A 22876-nucleotide genomic window follows, 5' to 3' on the forward strand; every position below is an offset into this window, starting at 1 on the left:
CTCAAACAACAACCTAAAGCGCGATGACGATTCATCCTAATCTCATCGCGCTTTGGGTGGACATGCGAGAAACGACGATCCCAGCGGTGATGGTGCTGGGATCGTCTGGAGGTTTCATGGAAGGCGTCGAGCTTCGCCCCTCCACGGCGATGTTGATACCGCAAGGCTACTGCGGATGCGACTAGAACCCGTCAAAGTGTCAGCACAGCGCAAGCGCGTTGACCGCGCGTGTTGCGGCATCCTCCTTGCCGGAGCCGACGAACTGGCAAACGATGGACTCGAGCTCGCCCGGCTGCTTGCGGCGGGCGACGGCGAGCAACCGCATCAGCTCCGTCTCGTCCTTCGACAGCCGCCGGCAGGACGGCGGCATGAAGCACAGCTCGCATGGCCGGCCGCTGCGCAGGATCCTGACCAGCGCGGCGGCCCGCGCCACCAGCAACGCGCTGTCGGCAATATCAGGAGTCTCGTCGGCGAAGCGGTAGGCCGCTTCCCAGCAATCGGATGCGCCGGTCGCATACGCCGCCCCGATGAAGCGGAACAACGACAGCGTGACGCGGGAAAACTGATCGTAGCTCTCGACGCTTGGTGGCGTCGAAAGTACGGCCTGGAGCGGACAGAGCCGCGATTGGCCCGCCTCCGGGACTGGCACGGAACCGCTCGCGTCCTGCATCATCGACGATCCCATCAGTGCAGCGTGGGACTGCCCACAAACCAGCTTTTCATGGCCATCGTCCGATCACGCTCGAATGAGCGGACGTGCCGGTCGGGCAGAATGAGACCCGCCATGCGGAAGATCGTTGCAAGCCCGCACACCGGCGCCAGCGCCCAATCGGCCCCGACCGGCGGCAGCCAGCACTCGAACTGTTCGCGTGCGACGTCGATGCGTTCCTGCTGGGCCGCGGCAATCGCCCGCAGGATTCCGTGCTCGCTGTCGGACATGCGCGGACAGGTGGGGCAGTGCACTTCGATCGCCGTATGTGCCGTGCACGCGAAGATCTCGATGATGGATTCCAGCGAGGGTACGGCATCGCCCACGCGAAAATGGTCGTACACCTGCTTGATATCGGTCGCGGTCGGGACGGCGCCTCCGCTACGTGCCTTGGCCCGAAATCCCCAGATGAAGAGCCGCTCCGCCGCGCTCAGCGCGGGAAGGTCGAGGGACCCGGTGTATGTCGATTGATGCATTGAGGCTCCGGCTTTCGGCTGCGCTCACGCCACGGTTGGCGTTGATGATCTGCGCCGATCGTTCTGCCAGAGCCCTCTGCAAGTCAACGCTCGGAGGGGCGATATCGAGGTCTTCTAGATCTAAAGAGCCTGTCTCCGGCCTTGTCTCGAACTATTCCAATGCAGGGAAGCGTCGACGAATTCCAACCCTCTCCAGCGACGTCCACGACGGCGGGGGATCGATGCCGCAGGTGGCCGCCGGATGAATGGCGCCCCATCCTCACGCAGTTCTAGGGGGCTCTGGGGAATCCAATGCTTAAAGCTTTGCTAAGGGGAACGGGATAAACAGACATATCAGCCCTTCCAATTCTTGCGAGCACCGATGATTTTCTCCCGCATCAGTTTCAAGCTGGTCCTGATTGTCGGCATCAGCCTCCTCGGCATGGTCGTGCTGGCGCCGATCGCGCTGTCGACCCTGCGCGCGCAGATGATCGCCGACCGCCAGGCCAAGACGCAGCACATGGTCGACGTCGGCTACGGCATCCTGGCGCACTACCAGAAGCTCGAGAGCGAAGGAAAACTCTCGCGCGCGCAGGCTCAGGCCGGTGCAATGGCTGAAATCAAGAGCCTGCGCTACGACAAGGTCGAGTATTTCTGGATCAACGACATGGCCCCCAAAATGGTCATGCACCCGATCAAGCCCGAACTCGACGGCAAGGACCTCTCCGGGATGAAGGACCCCGCCGGCAATGCGCTGTTCATGGGCTTCGTTGACGTCGTCAACAAGCAGGGCGCGGGCTTCTACGGCTACCTCTGGCCGAAGCCCGGTTTCGATCAGCCGGTCGGGAAAATCTCGTATGTGAAGGGCTTTGCGCCCTGGGGCTGGATCATCGGCACCGGCATCTATCTCGACGACGTCGACGCTGCCTTCCGCCAGAATGCGATGACGTTCGGCTATATAAGCCTTGCTGTGCTGATCCTGGTTCTCGGCGCCTCCTTCCTGATCGGGCGAAGCGTCACCCGGCCGCTGGCCAGGATCACCGCGCTGACCGAGCGCCTCGCCGCCGGCGATAGCGCGTTCGACGTGCCCCACACCGATCGCCGCGACGAGGTTGGCGGGCTCGCCAAGGCGCTCGCGGTGTTCAAGGACAATGCGTCGGCGGTCAGCCGGATGCATGCCGAGCAGCAGGAGCTGAAGCAGAAGGCCGACGACGAGAAGCGCAGGGCGATGGCCGATCTCGCCGGCAAGTTCGAGGCAAGCGTTCAGGCCGTCGTCCGCGACGTCTTCAACGAGGCGCGCGCGATGCAGCAGGCCGCGCAGGGCATGTCGGAGACCGCGAACAAGGCGACCAACCGCGCGAGCTTCGTCGCCACCGCCTGCCAGCAGGCATCGAGCAACGTGCAGACGGTCGCCTCAGCCGCCGGCGAGCTGTCGTCCTCGATCACCGAAATCAGCCAGCGCGTGGCGCAGGCGGCCAGCGTGGCGGACAAGGCCGCCGCCGACGGTCAGCGCACCAACGACACCGTGCAGGGGCTGGCCGCGGCCGCGCACAAGATCGGCGAGGTCATCGATCTCATCAACCAGATCGCCTCGCAGACCAATTTGCTCGCGCTCAACGCCACCATCGAGGCGGCGCGGGCCGGCGAAGCCGGCAAGGGCTTTGCGGTGGTCGCGAGCGAAGTGAAATCGCTGGCGAGCCAGACCGCGAAGGCGACCGACGAGATCGGTGCGCAGATCACCGCGATCCAGGCCGAGACCAACGAGGTCGTCGGCAACATCGAGAGCATCCGTGCCACCATCATGGAGGTCAACGAGATCTCCTCGTCGATCGCCGCCGCGGTCGAGGAGCAGGGCGCCGCGACCCAGGCGATCGCGCGCAACGTGCAGGAGGCGGCCTCCGGCACGGATCAGGTCTCGCAGAACATCTCCGGCGTCACCGATGCCACGGCCGAAACCGGCCAGGCCGCCGGCCTCGTGCTGCAATCGAGCGGCCGGCTGACGCAGAAGCTGCAATCGCTCGAATACGAGGTCGGCGCCTTCGTTGCGGGCGTGCGGGCGGCCTGATCGTCGCCGATCTGTCTGCCGTGATGTGGATTATTCGCCTCGTCACGGCGCGCGTTGCGGATCGAAATTCCGGCCTGCGGGAGCGGTCATCGCGACCGGTCTTCTCGCTCTTGACGGCTGCGGTTAAAGTGAAGAAGCAGGATCATCGAACCTGCCGACCCGCGCCTGGCCTCGCGGGCATGGAGACCGTTGCATGTCGTTCAAGAAGCTCCTGATCGCCAATCGCGGCGAGATCGCCATCCGCATCGCGCGCGCGGCGGCCGACGCCGGCATCGCGACGGTTGCGATCCATCCCGCCGACGATGCGCTGGCGCTGCATGTGCGTGTTGCCGACGAGGCGGTCGAAATTCCCGGCCGCGGTGCGCGGGCCTATCTCGACATCGACGCGGTGGTGAAGGCGGCGGAATCCGCCGGTTGCGATGCCGTGCATCCCGGCTACGGCTTCCTCAGCGAGAACGCCGCGTTCGCCAAGGCTTGCAGTGATGCCGGTATCGTTTTCGTCGGGCCGAAACCTGCGGCGCTGGAATTGTTCGGCGACAAGGTCGCTGCGCGGCAACTGGCAAAGCGCTGCGGCGTCCCCATCATCGCCGGCACCAGCGGGCCGTCCTCGCTGGAGGAGATCGCCGCGTTCTTCACCTCGCTCGGCGGCAAGGCGGCGATCGTGATCAAGGCGATGGCTGGCGGTGGCGGCCGCGGCATGCGCGTGGTGGAGAACGCGTCCGATCTTGCGGAAGCCTATGCGCGCTGCCAGTCCGAGGCCAAGGCGGCGTTCGGCTTCGACGGCGTCTATGCCGAGCGGCTGATCCGGCAGGCGCGCCATATCGAGGTGCAGATCATCGGCGACCGCCACGGCGCGATCTCCCATCTCTGGGAACGCGAATGTACCATCCAGCGTCGGCACCAGAAGCTGGTCGAGGTGGCGCCGAGCCCGTCGCTGAGCGATGGCTTGCGCGGCCGCATCATCGAGGCGGCGAAGCAGCTCGCCGCGGCCGCCTCTTACGACAATCTCGGCACGTTCGAGTTCCTGGTCGATGGCAGCGCCGACGACAGTTTTGCCTTCATCGAGGCCAATCCGCGGCTTCAGGTCGAGCACACCGTCACCGAAGCGGTGCTCGGCCTCGACCTTGTTCGCGCCCAGCTCGCGGTCGCCGCAGGTGCGACACTCGCCTCGATCGGCTTTGCGCAGGGCGATATTCCGAAGCCGCGCGGCCATGCTATGCAGCTTCGTGTCAACATGGAGACGCTGGACGAAACGGGGGCGACGCATCCGACCGGTGGTGTGCTCGCCGTGTTCGAGCCGCCGTCAGGACCCGGCGTTCGCGTCGATAGCTTTGGCTATGCCGGCTATAAGACCAGCGCGGCGTTCGACTCGCTGCTGGCCAAGGTCATTGTGCACACGCCGAGCGCGGCCTGGCACGACGTGGTCGCAAAAGCTTCGCGCGTCCTGCGCGAGTTCCGGATCGACGGAGTCGTCACCAACATCGCCTTCCTCCAGGCCGTGCTGGCGCATCCCGATTTCAGGACCAACCACATCGCGACCGATTTCATCGATCGCAACATCGAAAAGCTCGTCGAAGCCGCCGATGGCGCCGCCAAGCCGCTCTATTTTGCTGCAACCGAGCGAAGCAGTGCTCACGGCAGCGAGGCGCATGTCGCGCAAGTCGTGCCTGAAGGTGCGGTGATGATCGCGGCGCCCTTGCAGGGAACCATCGTCACCATCCAGGTGAAGGAGGGCGAGATCGTCCGCCCCGGCCAGCAGCTTGCCGTGATCGAGTCCATGAAGATGGAGCATCTGGTCATGGCCGAACAGGGCGGCCGCGTCATGAAGCTCGTTGCCGGCGACGGCGTCACGCTGCTGCATGGCGAGCCGATCCTGTACCTGGAGCCGCTCGACGTCGCAGCTGACAGCGCGGCGGCGGAAGCCGATATCGATCTCGATCACATTCGCCCCGATCTCGCCGAGCTGATCGCGCGCCAGGCCAATACGCTCGACGAGAACCGCCCGGCCTCGGTCGAGCGCCGCCGCAACACCAACCAGCGCACCGCGCGAGAGAACGTCGCGCAGCTCGTCGACGAAGGCTCGTTCATGGAGTACGGCAGCCTTGCGATCGCGGCGCAGCGCCGCCGGCGCAAGCTGGACGACCTCATCAAGAACACGCCGGCCGACGGCCTCGTCATGGGCGTTGCGACCGTCAACGCCGAAAAGTTCGGCGCCGAAGGCGGGCGCTGCATCGTCGTGGCCTACGACTACACCGTGCTCGCGGGCACGCAAGGCCACATGAACCACAAGAAGATCGACCGCATGCTGACGCTGGCGGAAGACTGGCGTGTGCCCTTGGTGTTTTACGCCGAGGGCGGCGGGGGCCGGCCCGGCGATACGGACCGGCTCGGCATGACCGGCCTCGACGGCCCGTCCTTCGTGCAGTTCGCAAGGCTGTCCGGCCTCGTGCCTGTCGTCGGCGTCGTTTCCGGCTATTGCTTCGCCGGCAATGCCGCGATGCTCGGCTGCTGCGACGTCATCATCGCCACCAAGAACGCCTCGATCGGCATGGGCGGCCCCGCCATGATCGAGGGCGGCGGGCTCGGCGTCTATCATCCGGCCGAGGTCGGTCCGGTCTCGTTCCAGTCGCCGAACGGCGTCATCGACATCCTGGTCGAGGACGAGGAAGAGGCGACGCGCGTCGCGCAAAAATATCTGTCTTATTTCCAGGGCGCGGTGTCGGAGTGGAAGGCTGCCGACCAGCGCCTGCTCCGCCGCGCGATCCCTGAGAACCGTCTTCGCGTCTACGACATCCGCAGCGTGATCGATCTCGTCGCCGACAAGGACTCCGTGCTGGAGCTGCGCCGCGACTACGGCGTCGGCATGATCACCGCGCTGATCCGCATCGAGGGCAAGCCGTTCGGCCTGATCGCCAACAATCCGCGCCATCTCGGTGGCGCGATCGATGCCGACGCCGGCGACAAGGCCGCGCGCTTTCTCCAGCTCTGCGACGCCTTCGACTTACCCGTCGTCTCGCTCTGCGACACGCCTGGCTTCATGGTCGGGCCGGAAGCGGAGAAGACCGCGATCGTGCGTCACATCTCACGCATGTTCGTGACGGGCGCGAGCCTCACCGTGCCGCTGTTCGGCATCGTGCTGCGCAAAGGCTACGGGCTCGGGGCGCAGTCGATGATCGGCGGCGGCTTCCACGCCTCGTTCTTCACCGCGGCCTGGCCGACCGGCGAGTTCGGTGGCATGGGGCTGGAGGGCTATGTCCGCCTCGGCTTCCGCAAGGAGATGGAGGCGATCGCCGATCCGGAGGAGCGTGAGACCTACTACCGCAACAAGGTCGCCGAGCTCTATGCCAACGGCAAGGCGGTCTCGATCGCCTCGGTGTTCGAGATCGACAACGTCATCGACCCCGCCGAGACGCGGCGCTGGATCATGGCGGGCCTGCGCTCGGTGCCGCAGCCGCCGGCGCGAACGGGCAAGAAGCGGCCGTGCATCGATACGTGGTGAGGGCGGTGCAGCAATTTTGACTGCGCTGCGTGCGTTCCCGGTTCCCGATTGACTTCCCCGCCTGCGGTGCCAGACTTTGCACAATAATACAGGGTGGAGACGTCCGCGATGGCCAGCCTTTCGGCCTCGAACCATGTCGCCCGTGTCTTGTCCGTCGCCAATCACGTGGCCGACGTCGATGCCTCTTCGCGGATTGCCAATTCCTGGCGGCGCTGCCTGGTCAATCACAAGCTCGATCCCGCCCGCCGCGGACCGCCCCAGACGCTGACCGAAGCCGAAATCCGGCATGCCGCCGAACCGATGGAGCAGCTGATCCGGCTCGCGACGCCGGAGCTCGAAGACCTCGCGCGGGTCCTGCGCGAGGCCGGCTATTGCGTCAATCTGGCGGACCCCAGCGCAACAGCCCTGCTCAGCTGGCTGCCCGGCGCCGCCGATGCCGACATCTTCCTGCACTGGGGGGTCTATACCGGCTCGAATTTCTCGGAAAGCTTCGAGGGGACCAATGGGCTCGGCACCGCGCTCGCGGAAGAGAAACCGATCCTGGTGCATCGCGACGAACATTTTCGCGAGCAATAGGGCATCTTCTCCTGTGCGGTGGCGCCGCTGTTCGATTCCACCGGCCGCATCGCGGGTGCAGTGAACATCACCTCGTGCCGCAGCGATCTCAGCCGCACCGCGCATCAGCTTGCACTCGCCGTCACGATGGAGGCGACGCGCCGCATCGAGGATGCGATCTTCCGCGATCATTTCCGCCAGGCCTGGGTCGCGCGCGTGCCGGGCGATGGCGGTCGCGGGCTGATCGCCTATGACGACGATCGGCGCATCGTCGGCGCCTGCCGTACGGCGCGCGCACTGCTCGGTCTGACCGACGGTCTGATCGCATCCGGCATCGATCTGTCGCGCTACATCGAGGTCGACCGTCAGGGCGCGCGTGGCGCGGATGATGTAGTCGAGCTGCGCCGTGCCGACGGCCGTGCCTTGGGTCGGGCCCGTGTCGCGCCGCCGCTGCGCGCAAGGTCTTCCACGCGCCCGCTTGCGCCGCCCCGCGATGGGCCCGTCGATCGCTTCGACGCGTTGCATCGGCTCGCCGGCCGCGATCCCGGCCTGATCAGAAGCGTGAAACGGCTGAGGCGCATCGGCGACCACAATCTGCCGGTGCTGCTGCATGGCGAGACCGGCGTCGGCAAGGACGTGTTCGCGCGCGCCATTCACGCCGCGAGCAACCGCGCGCGCAACAACTATGTCGCGCTGAACTGCGCGGCGATGCCGGAGAGCCTGATCGACGCCGAGCTGTTCGGTTACGAGGCCGGCGCCTTCACCGGCGCGCGACGCGAGGGCTCGAAGGGCCTGATCGTGCAGGCCGATGGCGGCACGCTGTTCCTGGACGAGATCGGCGACATGCCGGTCGCGCTCCAGACCCGCCTGCTGCGCGTGCTGGAAAACCGCGAGGTCTGGCCGCTCGGCGCGCTCAAGCCTGTCGCCGTCGACATCCGCCTGATCAGCGCCACGCATCGCGATCTCGCTCGCATGGCCGAGGAGGGAGGCTTCCGTGCCGATCTCTATTTCCGCTTGCGCGGCATGGAGGTGCGATTGCCCGCCTTGCGCGAGCGCGCCGACCGCGACGACGTCATCCGCCAGATCGCGCGCGAGGAGGCGCCGAACTGCCGCCTCGCGGAGGAAGCCTGGTCACATCTCGTGGCCTATCCGTTCCCCGGCAACATGCGCCAGCTCCGCCACGTGCTGCGGCTCGCCGGCTGCACGGCGGAAGACGGTGTCATCACCGATGCCGATCTCGATTTGCCGCCGTTCGGAAGGACGGAGCCGAATCTCGAAGCTGCCGAGCGCGCCACGATCGTCGAGGCGTTACGCAAGCACGGCGGCCGCGTGACCGAGACAGCACGCGCGCTGAAGCTCAGCCGCGCCACGCTGTATCGCAAGATCAAGCAGCTGAAGATCGAGACTGCGCAGTAGGCAGCTAACAGTTTGCGAAGCGGCGCTCTTTCTTCCCCTCTCCCCTTGTGGGAGAGGGTGGCTCGCCGCGCCAGCGGCGAGACGTGTGAGGGGTCTCTCGCCGCGAGTCCAATTCTCGTTTCAATACGCGGATAGATACCCCTCATCCGGCGCTTCGCGCCACCTTCTCCCACAAGGGGAAAAGGGAAGAGGGCAGCGCCTTACGAAAAATCCGTCCAGCTCAGATGCCGCGAATCGAGGTCGCCGACTGTAACTGTCTCGCGGATTTCGTGGAGTGTATGAAAGCTGCTTCGCAAATAGACCAGCGGCGTAGCCGTCGCTGCGTGCGACACGCCGCGCACCTCGCCGACGAAGATCGAATGCGTCTTGGTTTCGAACTCGTGGGCCAGCACGCAATCGAATGCCGCGACCGCGTCTGTCAGCACCGGCGCGCCGGTCTCGCCGCGCGTCCATTGTCCGAAAGCGAAGCGGTCGTCGCCGTTGACGCCTTTCTGGCCGCTGAAGATCAGCGCCAGCAGGGAGTGATCCTCGTGCAGGAAGTTGATCGCAAAAGCGCCTTCCTCGCGGATGCGCCCATGCGCGCTGGCGTTGTGGTTGACGCAGACAATCAGCGAGGGCGGATTGTCGGAGAGCGAGCAGGCCGAGGTCACGGTCAGTCCGGTGCGCTTGCCGTGCTCGGCGCCGACAGTCACCAGCGCGACCGCGCCGGCGCATTGGCGCATCGCCTGCTTGAAATCCTTGGCGTCGACCGTCACGCGGAAATCTCCGAAATGATGCGGGTGCGGCACGATCGCGCCGCACCCGCTGCAGGTCAAGCTGCCTTCTTCGCGGAGCCGAGATGCGCCAGGCGCGGCATCACCTCGTTCTTCAGCAGTGACAGCGAGTGGTGCCAGGCTTCCGCCTTGTGCTTGTAGTCGAAGCCGAACACCAGCAGCACGCCGAAGCCGCCGACCTCGTCGTAGATCTTCTCGATTTTTTCGGCGACAGTCGCGGGCGAGCCGACGATCCAGTTCCGCTTGGCGCAATATTCGACCGTGACGTCGCTATCGGGCACGTCGGGCGCGTGCTTGAGATAGTCCTTGAAGCCGAAATGGCCGAGCAGCGGCAGGAAGTACTCGTGCATCATCCGGCCCATCATGTCGCCGGTCGAGAGCTTCCAGGCCTCCTCATCGGTGTCGGCGACGAACACCTCGCGCACCAGCCGCCAGTCCTGCCGGTTCGGTTTGCGTCCGGTCTTGGCGGCGCCGATCTCGACCGAATCCCAATGGCTCGAGACATAGGCCGGGTTGAGGTTGAGGCTCATCGGGATGAAGCCGCGCTCGCCGGCGAGCTTCAAGGTGTCCGAATTCTTGGAGAGCCCGGCGACGCCGATCGGCGGATGCGGCGCCTGCAGCGGCTTGATGTGGGGCTTGAGGAAGTCGAACATCGTGTCCGGCTTGGTCACCGTCCAGAACTTGCCCTTATGGGTGAAGGGCGCAGGTTCAGTCCACAGCTTCAGGATGATCTCCAGCGCTTCGCGAGTCATGTCGCGGTTCTGCCCGCTCATGCCGTCGACGTTGAACATCGCCCAGTCGCTCGGCAGGCCGCTCGCCGCGACGCCGAAATTGAGCCGGCCCTCGGAGAGATGGTCCAGCATCGCCACGCGGTTGGCGAGCTCGGCCGGGTGGTGATAGGGCAAGAGGAAACCGCCGGGTCCAATGCGAAGCTTCTTGGTCTGCATCAGCGCCTGCGCGATCAGGAGGTCCGGCGTGGGGTTGGGTTCCCAGGGCGCGGTGTGGTGCTCGCCGACCCAGGCTTCCTGATAGCCGAGCTCGTCGAGCCAGCGCACGACCTGCAAGTCCCAGTCGTTCCCTTCCTTCAGGCCGCACTCCGGCGGATGCGAAGGCATCGTGAAATAACCGATCTCCATGGTTTCCTCATCTGATGTTGACGCGTCTTGTCGCGCGGTTCACGGACGTGAGTGGGGACGCTTCAGCAAGCGGTGTGCCAGCGCGGGCGGCGCCGCAGACCTGCGAGAAAAGGCTGGTTTACGGCGGCAATAGCCGATATCCCGGGACGAATTTACAAGGCGCTGTCTCATTGTCGCAAGACGGCGTCTTGGCCGTGAGACGAGGATACGCGTTGAGATGACCGAACCCGCCTATGTCGCAGTGGACTGGGGCACCAGCAGCTTCCGGCTCTGGCTGATCGACCGTGCCGGCCAGGTGCTGGCGGAGCGCCGCAGCGGCGAGGGCATGCTGGCTGCGGCCAAGACCGGTTTTCCCGCCGTGCTGCATTCGCATCTTGCGGCGGTCGAAGCTCCGGATCATCTGCCGGTTCTCGTCTGCGGCATGGCCGGCGCCAAAACGGGTTGGGTCGAGGCCGGCTATGTCGACACGCCGGCGCCACTTGCTGCCATCCTGAAACAAGCCGCGCTTGTGCCGGGCGAGGCGCGCGATATCCGCATCCTGCCGGGCATCGCGCAGCGCGATGCAAACGCGCCGGACGTCATGCGCGGCGAGGAGACGCAATTGCTCGGTGCGCTCGGCCTCGATGCCGCCGGCGAGGCCCTGGTCTGCATGCCCGGCACGCATTCGAAATGGGTCCGCGTGAAGGATGGCATTGTCGAGCACTTTTCGACGTTCATGACCGGCGAGCTCTTCAGCGCGGTGTCGCGCGAGACCATCCTGTCGCTCGCGGTCGCCGGCGCCGATGACGCCGAGGATGTCGCAAGCTTCAGGGCGGCAGTAATTGCAGCGTTCAAGACGCCGGCCTTCGCCGCCAATCTTCTGTTCACCGCGCGGTCGCGGCAGCTCTTGTTCGGCGGCACGCCGGCCGCAGCGCGCGAAGCGCTGTCGGGCACGTTGATTGGCGTCGAGCTGGCGGCAGGGCTCTCCGGTACCGTGCCGAAAGCAGGCGTCATGTTGCTCGCATCGGGTCGCCTTGCAACGCTATACCGGCTGGCTTTCGACGCACTGTCGGTCACCGTGCAGCCGATCGATGCCGATGAAGCCGTCCGCAGCGGCCTGTCGATGGCGGCTGCGGCGATCTGGACGAAATAGAAGAAGGACTCTTGAGATGAGCGTTCCCTTTCCGCCGATGAAGCGTCCGCTGGTCGCGATCCTGCGCGGCGTCAAGCCTGAGGAAGCCGAGGCGATCGTCGGCGTGCTGATCGAGGCCGGCATGACCGCGATCGAGATCCCGCTGAACTCGCCCGATCCGTTCCGCTCGATCGGCACCGCCGTGAAGCTCGCGCCGGCCGGCGTGCTGATCGGCGCCGGCACGGTGCTGACGGCTCAGGATGTCGATCGTCTCAACGACGTTGGCGGCAAGCTCATGGTTTCGCCGAATGTCGACACCGAGGTGCTGGCGCGCGCGCACCAGCACGGCATGGTGACGATGCCGGGCGTGTTCTCGCCGACCGAGGCACTGCTGGCGGCGCGCTCCGGCGCCTCGAGCCTGAAGTTCTTTCCGGCGAGCGTGCTCGGCGCGTCCGGCATTGCGGCGATCCGCGCCGTGCTGCCGGCCGGCGTGATGATCGCCGCCGTCGGCGGTGTCTCCGATCAGAATTTTGCCGAGTATATCAAGGGCGGCGTGACGGCGTTCGGGCTCGGCTCCAGCCTGTACAAGCCCGGCATGTCAGCCGCCGATGTCGCCGCGCGCGCGAACGCGACGATCACAGCCTACGATCGGGCGATTGTGAAAGATTGAGCCGGAACAGATACGCCGCAATCGTGTCATAGCTTATTGTGCCTCACGGCATCGCAATCGATGCCTGCACATCGTGTGCATGTGATTGGCTGAAGCAGGAGACCGACATGGCGATCAACAATGTGGCCGATCTGTTCGTGGCAACGCTCGAACAGGCCGGCGTCAAGCGCATCTACGGCATCGTCGGCGACAGCCTGAACGCATTTACCGAGGCGCTGCGCCGTCGCGGCACGATCGAATGGATCCATGTCCGGCACGAAGAGGTTGCGGCTTTCGCCGCCGCCGGCGAAGCCGAGATGACGGGCAGCCTTGCGGTGTGTGCCGGCTCCTGCGGCCCCGGCAATCTGCATCTGATCAACGGCCTGTTTGACGCGCATCGCAGCCGCGTTCCTGTGCTGGCAATCGCGGCGCAGATCCCCTCAGCCGAGATCGGCGGCGGCTATTTCCAGGAAACGCATCCGCAAAACCTGTTCCGCGAGTGCAGCCATTATTGCGAGTTGGTCTCCGACCCGAGCCAGCTTCCTTACGTGCTGGAGAATGCGATCCGTGCGGCGGTAGGCCTTCGCGGTGTCGCCGTCGTCGCCATGCCCGGCGATGTCGCTTTCCGCAGCCCGCCGAAGCGCGCGCTGTCGACGACGCGCGGGCTTGCGCTGGCAGCGCCGAAGGTCGTGCCGCAGGCCGATGAGCTGAAGGCGCTTGCGGATCGCCTGAATGGCGCCGAACGCATCACGCTGTTCTGCGGCCGTGGCTGCGCCGGCGCGCATGCGCCGCTGATGCAGCTTGCGGAGACCCTGAAGAGCCCAATCGTGCATGCCCTCGGCGGCAAGGAGCATGTCGAACACGACAACCCCTACGACGTCGGCATGACCGGCTTCATCGGCTTCTCCTCTGGTTACGCGGCCATGCACGCCTGCGACGCGTTGGTGATGCTCGGCACAGATTTCCCATACAAGCAGTTCTTCCCGACCGACTGCCAGATCGTACAGATCGACATCAGGCCGGAAAATCTGGGACGGCGCTGCAAGATCGATCTCGGGCTCGTCGGCGACGTCAAGCTCACCATCGAGGAGCTGCTGCCGCTGCTCAAGACAAAGACGCAGCGCAAGCATCTCGACGATGCCATCGCGCACTATAAGAAGGCGCGCGAGGGGCTCGACCAGCTCGCCAGGGGCACGCCGGGAGCCAAGCCGATCCATCCGCAATATCTGGCAAAAGTCATCAGCGACCATGCGACCGACGATGCCGTGTTCACCGCCGACGTCGGCACGCCTACGGTGTGGGCCGCGCGCTATCTCGACATGAACGGCCGCCGCCGTCTGATCGGCTCCTTCGTGCACGGCTCGATGGCCAACGCCATGCCGCAGGCGATCGGCGCGCAGGCTGCACAGCCCGGCCGCCAGGTGATCTCGCTGTCGGGCGACGGCGGCTTCACCATGCTGATGGGCGACCTGATCACGCTGACGCAGATGAAGCTGCCGGTGAAGGTGATCGTGTTCAACAACGGCGTGCTCGGCTTCGTCGCGCTGGAGATGAAGGCCGCGGGCTTCGTCGACACCAATGTCGATCTGGAGAACCCTGATTTCGCCGCGATGGCGCGCGCGATGGGCGTCTTTGCGAAGCGCGTCGAGGACCCCGGCGAACTCTCGGGCGCGATGAAGGAGGTGCTGGCCCATAACGGGCCGGCGCTGCTCGACGTCGTCACCGCCAAGCAGGAGCTGTCGATGCCGCCGACCATCACGCCCGAGCAGATCAAGGGCTTTAGTCTGTGGGTGCTGCGCGCCGTGATGAACGGCCGCGGCGACGAGGTGCTCGACCTCGCGAAGACGAATCTGTTGCCGCGCTGAATATGCCTGAGATGGCTCTTCACCTCTCCCGAAGGGAGAGTGGAATCGCGCTAGCCCCGCTTCATCGAGGGCGCGGGCATCCGCTCGTGGCGGCGCTGGAAGCGCTGCCAGTGCAGCACGATGCCGATCAGCAGCGCCGGCACGAAGCCGAGCATGATCAGGAAATGCGGCAACTCCTTCGGCGAGATGAAGGCGATCGCGATGTCCGAGATCAGCCAGAGCGCCGCGAACATCACCGCAAAATCCGTGCGCGGGCAGCGCAGGTAGTAGAACACAGCGGTGACGACGATGGCGGGCCCGATCGCAATGGCGATCATCACCGCCGTCAGTTCCTTCGGCGTCAACGCGTCGAGCACCATCGATGCCAGCAGCCAGAGTGCGGCGAACATGGCGATGATGTCGAGCGGGTGCCGCAAATCAATACCTCTCGCCGGGAACGCGCTATCGTTGTGTCCTGCGCCCCGCCCGTCAAGTAAAATACGCCTATTCCTCGTCACTTCCAGGCGTCGGCCGCAACATGAAATGACCGAAGGCCGTGGCGATCGGCTTGTTCGCATCGTCCTGCCACGCCCGCGCCTCAAAGGCCACGATGCGGCGGCCCTGCTTCACGATCGAGACGTTGGCAAAGGTGTCGAGCGCACGGCCGGAGCGCAGATAGTTGACGGTGAGGCCGATCGGTTTGGGCGGCGCGGCGGTGCCGAGCTCGCGCGCCACCCCGATGATCGCGGTGGTCTCCAGGAAGGCGCCGGTCATGCCGCCATGGATCGCGGGCAGGATCGGATTGCCGATGATCTTCGGCGAGAACGGCATCGTCAGCGTGCCGTCGTCGTTGACGCGAATGCCGAGGCAGCGCGCGAACGGGCTATTTGCAAACGGGCCGTCTGGATCCTCCGGCGCCTCCAGCGTTGGTATGCTGCGCGCATCCATCCTGCGGTCGGCGAGCATGTTGGTGCGGTTGGCGCCGATCATGAAGCAGGCCGTCGCGGTCGCGACCGGATCGTCCTCGGACTCCTGATAGGCGGTAGAGCGAACGAAGGCGATCGAGCGCGTGGTGCGATAGCAGACCGAATGCGCCTTGATGTCGAGGCCCGGCGTCGCCGGCTTCTGATAGTCGATGCGCAGGTCCAGGGTCGCGATCGCGCGGGTGCCGTCGAGCGCGAGCTGCACCGCCATGCCGCAGCTCTCGTCCAGCATCGCGGTGACGACACCGCCATGCAGAACGCCGGTCTCGGTGTCGCCGACGAAGACGGGACGGTAGGGCAGGCTGGACCAGGCCTCGCCGGGTGCGAAGCGGTCAAGCTGGAGCCCGCTGATATGGCCGTAGTCGGAGCGGCGGCCCTTGATGGCCTCGGCGAGTTCCTCGAAGGGGAGCGTGGTAGGTATAGCGGACATGACGACGTTCTAGACCAGTGCCGGGCGCCGCGCAAAACCCCGAATAGGCGCCGCCGGTCTGCCTCGGGCGGTTTGGCCTCGACAGGGCGGGCCGAAGCGACGATGGTGGGTGCTTCGTTCGTTCGACTAGCCGCAAGGAGCGCCCATGACCGACCCCGAAACACCCTCGACCGCCCAGGGGCCCGTCACCATTTCGACCTCCAGCTCGGAACGGGCGCCGATCATCTATTTCGACGGTGCCTCCTGCTTCGGCCACCACAACGGCGCGATCCAGATCGAGCTCGCCGCAAACCTGCTGATGCCGGTCGGTGCCGCCGTCAGGGTCGACGTGGTCCAGACCGCGCACTTACGTTGCAGCGTCGCGGCCGCGCTGGCGCTGCGCGAAGCACTCGACAAGGCGCTGGCGATGTACAAGCAGGGCCAGCAGCAGCCGGCGGAGGACATCCCGGCGGTGAAGAATTGAGATCGCAATTGACAGCGATTTATCTTTGCGCCACCTTCAGCGTAGGTTGATACGACCTGCCGGTTGCACCCTCCGTGGAATGGTGAACGTATCGAGCCTTCTCGGCCTCCCCTTTGCCCGAGCGTCCGGGTCAGCAACGCAACCGCCTGATATATCTGGATCGCTCATGCAGAGGACGAACCGATGCGCGATTTTCGCGATGCCAAGGCTATGGCGCAGACCCTGCGCGAAACCCTGACTACCAAGGCCGTCACCATCAGTCACAGCGAAAGCCTCGAACTGGTATCGAGGATGCTGGGCGTTGCAGACTGGAATACGTTGTCGGCAATGCTCCAGACCGGGCGTCGCGACACGCTCGTGCCGATCGCAAGGCCCATCAGCTCGACTGCGGTCTATCCGGCGGTCCCGTTGCGCGATTTCGTGCCGTTTCCGGGCGCAACCTTTCCGTTGTTCGTCGGCCGCGAGAACACCGTGCTCGCGCTCAACCATGCGTTCGAGGGCGAGCGCGAGATGGTCTGCGCGATCCAGCGCGATGCGACCGTCGATGAGCCGCAATTTGCCGACCTCTGTGAGATCGGCGTGCTGGTTCAATTGGTCGAACTCGAACGGCTCCAGGACGGATCGATCAGGGTCCTGACGCGTGTCCTCCGCCGCGTCGCGCTGCGCAGCTTCGCTGCGCAATCGAGCGGTTATCGGTCCGAGGCATCCGAATTGCCCGAAGGGGCGCCCGTCGATTCGCCCGAACTGATCCGCCGGGCCATCCAGCGTTTCGAGGATTACGCAGCCACCCACGGCTTGCTGGTGCCTGATATCTGGTTGTTCTTCGATCAGACGCACGACGTCGGCCGCATAGCGGACACGATGGCGATGCGCATGAAGCTGCCGATCAAGGACAAGTACGAGCTGCTGGCCCTGCTCGATCCCGTGAAGCGCCTGGAGAAGATCGACGGGTTGCTGGACGTGTCGTCTCGCCCATTTGGCGCGGCCTATGCTGCGACGCGACGCCGAGCGCTGGCCCTCGCCGATCAGCGCCGCCATCAGTTCGCAACGCTGGAGCACCTGTTGCTGGCGTTGACCGAAGACGGTGATGCCGCACCTATCTTGCAGGCCTGCAACGCCGATCTCGGCGTGCTCAGGCAAAACCTCACAGACTATCTCGACAAGGAGCTCGCACACACTGTGATCGAGACGGGAACAGCGGCGCCAACCGTTGCGTTCCGGCGCGTCGACCGCCGCGCCGCACTGCATGCGCAGGAGGTCGGCAATCCTGCCGTGACGGGCACCAATGCGCTCGTCGCCCTCTTTCCGGAGACACGAAGCCCAGCGGCGCGCTTGCTCGCCGAGCAGGGCGTATCGCGTTGGCGCGTGGACAAGGCCATTGTGCGAAACGCTGGCGAGGACAAGCGCTAGAGCAACGTGCGGCGGCAGCTCACGCCTTGGTCACATGCACCTTCGCGGTCTTGCCGCCGTTCCACTTGCCGTCGAGCGCGCGCTCGATCTGGGCGGCGAGTTGCAGCAAGAGGCCGTCATTGGCCTGCTTCGCGATCGCCTGGATGCCGAGCGGCAGGCCGTGCTCGTGGGTCGCCATCGGCAGCGAGATCGCCGGCATGCCGCAGAGATTGGCGAGCGGCGTGAAGGCGAAATTGCGCCAGAGATTGCCGAACCAGTCGAGCACATCGGGATTATCGGAGATCGTGAGATATTCCTTGGTGCCGACCTTCGGCGTCGGCAGCGCGGTGACCGGCGTCAGGATCACGTCCCACTGCTCGAAGAAGGCGCCGAAGCCGCGGGAGGTCGTGTTGAACACGCCTTGCATCTTCGCGCGCTCGGCGAAGCTCGTGTGCCGCCCGGCTTCCCAGATGCGGATGTTCATGGGCTCGATCAGATCTTCCGGCGGCGTCGTTAGCCCGCGCGCGGCCAGCATGTTGGAGATCACTACCGCAAAGTTGGAGATGTAGCAGGTGGTCTGCGCCGCGAACGCGGCGCGGAAGTCGAGTTCGGGCAGGGCGTAGTCGACGTGATGGCCGAGGCCTTCGAGGAAGCGGCCCGCCTTCTCCAGTTCAGCTGCGATGTGCGGCGTCGCGGTGTAGTCGCCCCAGGTGTGCGACAGCGCGATCCGGAGCTTGGTCGGATCGCGCTTGATCATCTCGCAATAGGGCTGCGCCGTGGTCCAGAACGGCATAAACTCGCCGGGCGCAGGCCCCCTTGCGTGATCGACGAAGGCCGCGGTGTCGCGCACGCTGCGCGACTGGCAGCCCTGGATCGAGACGAGGCCAGTGAGATCGGACATGTGCGGGGCGAGCGAGAACACCCCGCGCGATACTTTCAATCCGATATTGCCGTTGACGCCGGCGGGAATGCGGATCGAACCGCCGCCGTCGGTCGCATGCGCGATCGGCACCACGCCGGCCGCGACCATCGCGGCGCTCCCGGCCGACGAGCCGCAGGTGGTGTAGTCGGTATTCCAGGGATTGCGCGTGACATAGACGGCGGGATTATCGGCCGAGCTGCACACGCCGAATTCCGGCGTCGTGGTGCGTCCGATCAGGTTGAGGCCAGCCTGGCGGAATTTGCCGGTCAGGAAGGTGTCGGCGGCCGCGCGATTGCCGCGCATCAGGAGCGAGCCCATCTCCTGGAGCCGGCCCTTCATGGTCGGTCCCAGATCCTTCATCAGGAAGGGCAGGCCGGCGAACGGGCCGGAGAGGTTGGCGCCGTCCTTGGCGGGATCGGCGATCACGTCATCGAACAGCTCGACCACGCCCGACAGCGCCGGATTGACCTTGGCGACGCCCGCCGCGGTCTGCCGCGCCAGTTCCTTCGCCGTCAGCTCGCCATTGCGGACGCGGGCGGCCAGCGCCACGCCGTCGTGCTGCGCCCATTCACTCCAGCTCATCGGCAAAGTCATGTAGTCAAATCCCCTTGATGCGGCGTCACCTTCCTTTCGCAAGGAACCGCGTGAATCAACCGAGCTGGCGCGAGGGGCAGGGTTGCGTGGGGCGGAGAGGTCGGGGACGCAGAGCTGCCGGCTGTATCAATCCGACAGTCGCGCGATCGCTGCAACCGGCCCGCCGCCGGACACCGTAGCCCGCGGGCTCAACGGAGCATGTCCCTCGCTCCGTCATTGCGAGCCACTGGGTCCGCGCGAAGCGCGGCGCGATGACAGGCTCCGCGAAGCAATCCAGAGTCTCCCCGCGGTGGGATTCTGGATTGCTTCGTCGCATCAGCGCAAAATTGCTCTGCAATTTTGTCGCGAGCACCTCGCAATGACGGCGTGGAGAGAGCGGGCGCCGCACTCCGCTCTCGTGCCCCGGACGCAGCGCCGCATCGCTTGCGCGCTGCAGCGCGTCCGGGACACGAGAGCACAGCACGAACACGTCGTCCTCCCAACGATTGTGGCGAGATCGCATCGGTTCAACAAAAAATCCTCTGTCGACGGCCATCCGCCACACCTTGATGAATCAACCCCGGTTGGTTCATAAGCGGCGTCCCGTGGCCGGTGGTTCGCCCCTGCGTCGCGTGCTTGGATAGAGGGATTCTCGCGTGGCAAATATCAACCAGAAAATTGCGCAGGAGCTTGGGGTTCGCGCCGAGCAGGTCGAGGCGGCGGTGACGCTGCTCGACGGCGGCGCCACGGTTCCCTTCATCGCCCGCTACCGCAAGGAAGCGACCGGTGCGCTCGACGACGCGCAATTGCGCACCCTGGAGGAGCGCCTGGTTTACCTGCGTGAGCTCGAAGACCGCCGCAAGGCCATCCTCGAATCGGTCCGCGAACAGGGCAAGCTCGACGCGGCTCTCGAAGCCAGCATTCTCGCCGCCGACAGCAAGGCACGCCTCGAAGACATCTATCTGCCGTTCAAGCCGAAGCGCCGCACCAAGGCCGAGATCGCCAAGGAAGCCGGCCTCGAGCCGCTCGCCAATCAGCTGATGGCGGAGCCTGGCAATGATCCCAAGGTCGTAGCCGAAGCCTTCATCAACGCCGAGAAGGGCGTTGCCGATGCCGCTGCCGCTCTCGACGGCGCCCGCGCCATCCTGGTCGAGCGCTTCGACGAGGACGCCGACCTGATCGGCGCGCTGCGCGAGGAGATGTGGACCAATGCGCGCATGGCCTCCAAGGTGCGCGACGGCAAGAAGACCGAGGGCGAGAAGTTCGCCGACTATTTCGATTTCTCCGAGCCGCTGACGAAGCTGCCCTCGCACCGCATCCTCGCGATGTTCCGCGGCGAGAAGGAAGAGATCCTCGACCTGCAAATTCAGGCCGAGGCCGAGGCGCCGCCGCCCGGTGTGCCCAGTGCCTACGAACTGAAGATCATGAAGCGGTTCGGCATTGCCGATCTCAAGCGCCCCGGCGACCGCTGGCTGATCGACACCGTGCGCTGGGCCTGGCGCACAAAAATCCAGGTCCATCTCAACATCGACCTGCGCATGCGGCTGTGGAACTCGGCCGAGACCGAGGCCGTGCGCGTGTTCGCCTCCAATCTGCGCGATCTCTTGCTGGCGGCGCCCGCCGGCACCCGCGTCACCATGGGGCTCGATCCCGGCTACCGCACCGGCGTTAAGGTCGCTGTCGTCGATGCCACCGGCAAGGTGGTCGACACCACCGCGATCTACCCGCACGAGCCGCAGCGGCAGTGGAACGAGTCGCTGGCGACCCTCGGCAGGCTTGCGCTGAAGCATCGCGTCGAGCTGATCGCGATCGGCAACGGCACCGCCTCGCGCGAGACCGACAAGCTCGCGGCCGATCTCGTCAAGGGCCTTCCCGAACTGAAGATGACCAAGATCGTGGTGTCGGAAGCCGGCGCCTCGGTCTATTCGGCCTCGGCTTTCGCCTCGGAGGAATTGCCGGGCCTCGACGTCACCCTGCGCGGCGCGGTCTCGATCGCGCGGCGGCTCCAGGATCCGCTCGCCGAGCTGGTCAAGATCGAGCCCAAGGCGATCGGCGTCGGCCAGTATCAGCACGACCTCGGCCAGGCCAAGCTCGCCAAATCGCTCGATGCCGTGGTTGAAGACTGCGTGAACGCGGTCGGGGTCGACGTCAACACCGCCTCCGCGCCGCTGCTGGCGCGCGTGTCGGGCGTCGGCGCAGGCCTTGCGCAGAGCATCGTGGCGCACCGCGACGCCAACGGCCCGTTCAAATCGCGCAAGGCGCTCAAGGACGTGCCGCGGCTCGGGCCGAAGGCATTCGAGCAGTGCGCGGGCTTCCTGCGCATCCTCGGCGGCGAGGATCCGCTCGACGCCTCCGGCGTGCATCCGGAAGCCTATCCGGTGGTGCGCCGGATTCTCGCGGCAACCAAGAGCGACATCAAGGCGCTGATCGGCAGCAGCGAGATCGTGCGCACGCTCAAGCCGAAGGATTTCGTCGACGAGACCTTCGGCCTGCCGACCGTCACCGACATCCTGCGCGAGCTCGAAAAGCCCGGCCGCGACCCGCGCCCGGCGTTCAAGGCCGCGGTGTTCAAGGAAGGCGTCGAGGAGATCAAGGATCTCAAGAAGGGCATGATCCTCGAGGGCACCGTGACCAACGTCGCCGCCTTCGGCGCCTTCGTCGACATCGGCGTGCACCAGGACGGCCTCGTGCACATCTCGGCGATGTCGAAGAATTACATCAAGGATCCGCGCGAGGTGGTGAAGCCCGGCGACATCGTCAAGGTGAAGGTGCTGGACTTCGAGGTCGCCCGCAAGCGCATCTCGCTGACGCTGCGGCTGGATGACGAGGTCGGCGCCAAGAAGGACGCGCCCGGCATGCAGCGCGACAACAATTCGCGCAACAGCGCACGCATGACCTCGTCGGCGCCGCGCAAGCAGGAATCCTCCGGCGGGGGCGCGCTTGCGGAGGCGTTGCGGCGTGCAGCCGAGAAGAGCGGCGGCAAGCGGGTGTGACCCCTTAACCTCTCCCCGCCCTTTGCGGGGAGGGGTCGGATCGCGTCAGCGATCCGGGTGAGGGGCAGGGCACTATGGTGCCGAGACGGGAATCCATCCGACTCGTCGGATATCCGGCTCATAACTCAAATCGAATTTGCCGAAGCACCCCTCACCCCTCCCTCTCCCCGTAAGAACGGGGAGAGGGAGTGACAGAGCGCCGCCTCCCTGACACCCGCGTCAGAATCTGGCGCATTTGTAAGTTGATGGGGACAGCGCATTCGCTTCTCCTGATCCTCCTCATGCAGCGGGACTAGCGCTGCACTGCAAGGAGGATCTTCCGATGAAGAACAGGCTTCTCACAGGGCTCGTCGCAGCGGCAGTGGCTGCGACGCTGGCGGCCGCGGCGCCCGCGCTCGCGCGCGGCGGTTTTGGCGGTGGCGGCCATGGCGGCTTTGGCGGCGGGCATTTCGGTGGTGGCGGCATGCACGCCGGCGGCATGGGCGGTGGCATGCATGTCGGCGGTATGGGCGGGGGCATGCGAGTGGGCGGCATGGGCGGAGCTCATTTCGGTGGCGCCCGCTTCGCCGGTTCCCCGATGGCCGCTCACGCGGCGATCGGGCCGCGCTTTGCCGGTGCGCCGCTCGCGACCCGCGCCGCCTTCGGCCCGCGGTTTGCCGGCACGGCATTCCACGGCAGGCCCTTCATTGGCCGGCATGCCTTCTTCTTCCGGCATCATCGCTTCCACCGCTTCGCCTTCATCGGCGCGCCGTTCGTCTATGCCAACTATTACGACGACGGCTGCTGGCGCAGGAGATGGACGCCCTATGGCTGGCACTGGGTCAATGTGTGCGGGTACGATTGGTACTAGCATCGCCGTACCGCACCATTGTCGCGGTCGCCACCGGGCGGTTCCGCTCAGCCCCGGGACG

General features: G+C 65.7%; 16 protein-coding genes and 1 pseudogene. 10 read left to right on the plus strand and 7 right to left on the minus strand.

The features are described 5' to 3' along the window. Positions 1 to 199 precede the first annotated feature (199 nt). Entirely contained in the window at positions 200 to 673 is a 474-nt protein-coding gene (locus tag XH85_RS08925) for a hypothetical protein (RefSeq protein WP_164940719.1), read from the minus strand. A gap of 11 nt (positions 674 to 684) precedes the next feature. Next, positions 685 to 1185, minus strand: coding sequence for a hypothetical protein (locus XH85_RS08930; protein WP_128931603.1), 501 nt, complete (start codon positions 1183 to 1185; stop codon positions 685 to 687). 361 nt (positions 1186 to 1546) lie between these two features. Between XH85_RS08930 and XH85_RS08935 the strand changes: the two genes are divergently transcribed. The 3 genes and pseudogenes from XH85_RS08935 to XH85_RS08945 all read left to right on the plus strand — a co-directional run bounded on the left by XH85_RS08935 (position 1547) and on the right by XH85_RS08945 (position 8699). After that, complete coding sequence (locus XH85_RS08935; RefSeq protein WP_128931604.1) at positions 1547 to 3229, plus strand: methyl-accepting chemotaxis protein; 1683 nt, start codon at positions 1547 to 1549, stop codon at positions 3227 to 3229. Between the two features lie 193 nt (positions 3230 to 3422). After that, positions 3423 to 6728, plus strand: a complete 3306-nt coding sequence (locus XH85_RS08940) for an acetyl-CoA carboxylase family protein (protein WP_128931605.1) — start codon at positions 3423 to 3425, stop codon at positions 6726 to 6728. Positions 6729 to 6836: 108 nt separating this feature from the next. Beyond that, positions 6837 to 8699, plus strand: a pseudogene (locus XH85_RS08945) (sigma-54-dependent Fis family transcriptional regulator). Positions 8700 to 8899: 200 nt separating this feature from the next. On the opposite strand, the gene XH85_RS08950 reads toward XH85_RS08945, so the two are convergent. After that, complete coding sequence (locus XH85_RS08950; protein ID WP_128937166.1) at positions 8900 to 9454, minus strand: flavin reductase family protein; 555 nt, start codon at positions 9452 to 9454, stop codon at positions 8900 to 8902. 56 nt (positions 9455 to 9510) lie between these two features. Next, entirely contained in the window at positions 9511 to 10608 is a 1098-nt protein-coding gene (locus XH85_RS08955) for an LLM class flavin-dependent oxidoreductase (RefSeq protein ID WP_128931606.1), read from the minus strand. Between the two features lie 217 nt (positions 10609 to 10825). Between XH85_RS08955 and XH85_RS08960 the strand changes: the two genes are divergently transcribed. The 3 genes from XH85_RS08960 (at position 10826) to poxB (ending at position 14233) form a co-directional block, all read left to right on the plus strand. Further along, entirely contained in the window at positions 10826 to 11740 is a 915-nt protein-coding gene (locus XH85_RS08960; RefSeq protein WP_128931607.1) for a 2-dehydro-3-deoxygalactonokinase, read from the plus strand. Between the two features lie 16 nt (positions 11741 to 11756). Beyond that, positions 11757 to 12389: a 2-dehydro-3-deoxy-6-phosphogalactonate aldolase gene (locus XH85_RS08965; protein WP_128931608.1), complete on the plus strand. Its 633-nt coding sequence runs from the start codon at positions 11757 to 11759 to the stop codon at positions 12387 to 12389. Positions 12390 to 12496: 107 nt separating this feature from the next. Then, on the plus strand, positions 12497 to 14233 hold the full coding sequence (gene poxB, locus XH85_RS08970) for a ubiquinone-dependent pyruvate dehydrogenase (protein WP_128931609.1): 1737 nt from the start codon (positions 12497 to 12499) through the stop codon (positions 14231 to 14233). 50 nt (positions 14234 to 14283) lie between these two features. Here the strand turns inward: poxB and XH85_RS08975 are convergent, their stop codons facing one another. Together XH85_RS08975 and XH85_RS08980 are read right to left on the minus strand one after the other, a co-directional pair. Then, on the minus strand, positions 14284 to 14649 hold the full coding sequence (locus tag XH85_RS08975; protein ID WP_164934992.1) for a hypothetical protein: 366 nt from the start codon (positions 14647 to 14649) through the stop codon (positions 14284 to 14286). 67 nt (positions 14650 to 14716) lie between these two features. Beyond that, on the minus strand, positions 14717 to 15625 hold the full coding sequence (locus tag XH85_RS08980; RefSeq protein ID WP_128931610.1) for a PaaI family thioesterase: 909 nt from the start codon (positions 15623 to 15625) through the stop codon (positions 14717 to 14719). A 145-nt stretch (positions 15626 to 15770) separates the two neighbouring features. On the opposite strand from XH85_RS08980, the gene XH85_RS44830 reads away from it, so the two are divergent. Together XH85_RS44830 and XH85_RS08990 are read left to right on the plus strand one after the other, a co-directional pair. Continuing rightward, complete coding sequence (locus XH85_RS44830) at positions 15771 to 16088, plus strand: hypothetical protein (RefSeq protein ID WP_164940374.1); 318 nt, start codon at positions 15771 to 15773, stop codon at positions 16086 to 16088. Between the two features lie 183 nt (positions 16089 to 16271). Continuing rightward, the gene (locus XH85_RS08990; protein WP_128931611.1) at positions 16272 to 17498 is read left to right on the plus strand and encodes an LON peptidase substrate-binding domain-containing protein; all 1227 of its coding nucleotides are present in this window, start codon (positions 16272 to 16274) and stop codon (positions 17496 to 17498) included. A gap of 19 nt (positions 17499 to 17517) precedes the next feature. Here the strand turns inward: XH85_RS08990 and XH85_RS08995 are convergent, their stop codons facing one another. Next, a complete protein-coding gene (locus XH85_RS08995) occupies positions 17518 to 18993 on the minus strand; it encodes an amidase (RefSeq protein ID WP_164940373.1) in 1476 nt (491 codons plus the stop codon). Positions 18994 to 19628: 635 nt separating this feature from the next. Between XH85_RS08995 and XH85_RS09000 the strand changes: the two genes are divergently transcribed. Then, positions 19629 to 21965: a Tex family protein gene (locus XH85_RS09000; RefSeq protein ID WP_128931612.1), complete on the plus strand. Its 2337-nt coding sequence runs from the start codon at positions 19629 to 19631 to the stop codon at positions 21963 to 21965. 322 nt (positions 21966 to 22287) lie between these two features. Then, on the plus strand, positions 22288 to 22815 hold the full coding sequence (locus tag XH85_RS09005) for a hypothetical protein (protein ID WP_128931613.1): 528 nt from the start codon (positions 22288 to 22290) through the stop codon (positions 22813 to 22815). The last annotated feature ends 61 nt before the right edge of the window (positions 22816 to 22876 follow it).

It is taken from the genome of Bradyrhizobium zhanjiangense, from assembly GCF_004114935.1.
GTDB lineage: Bacteria > Pseudomonadota > Alphaproteobacteria > Rhizobiales > Xanthobacteraceae > Bradyrhizobium > Bradyrhizobium zhanjiangense.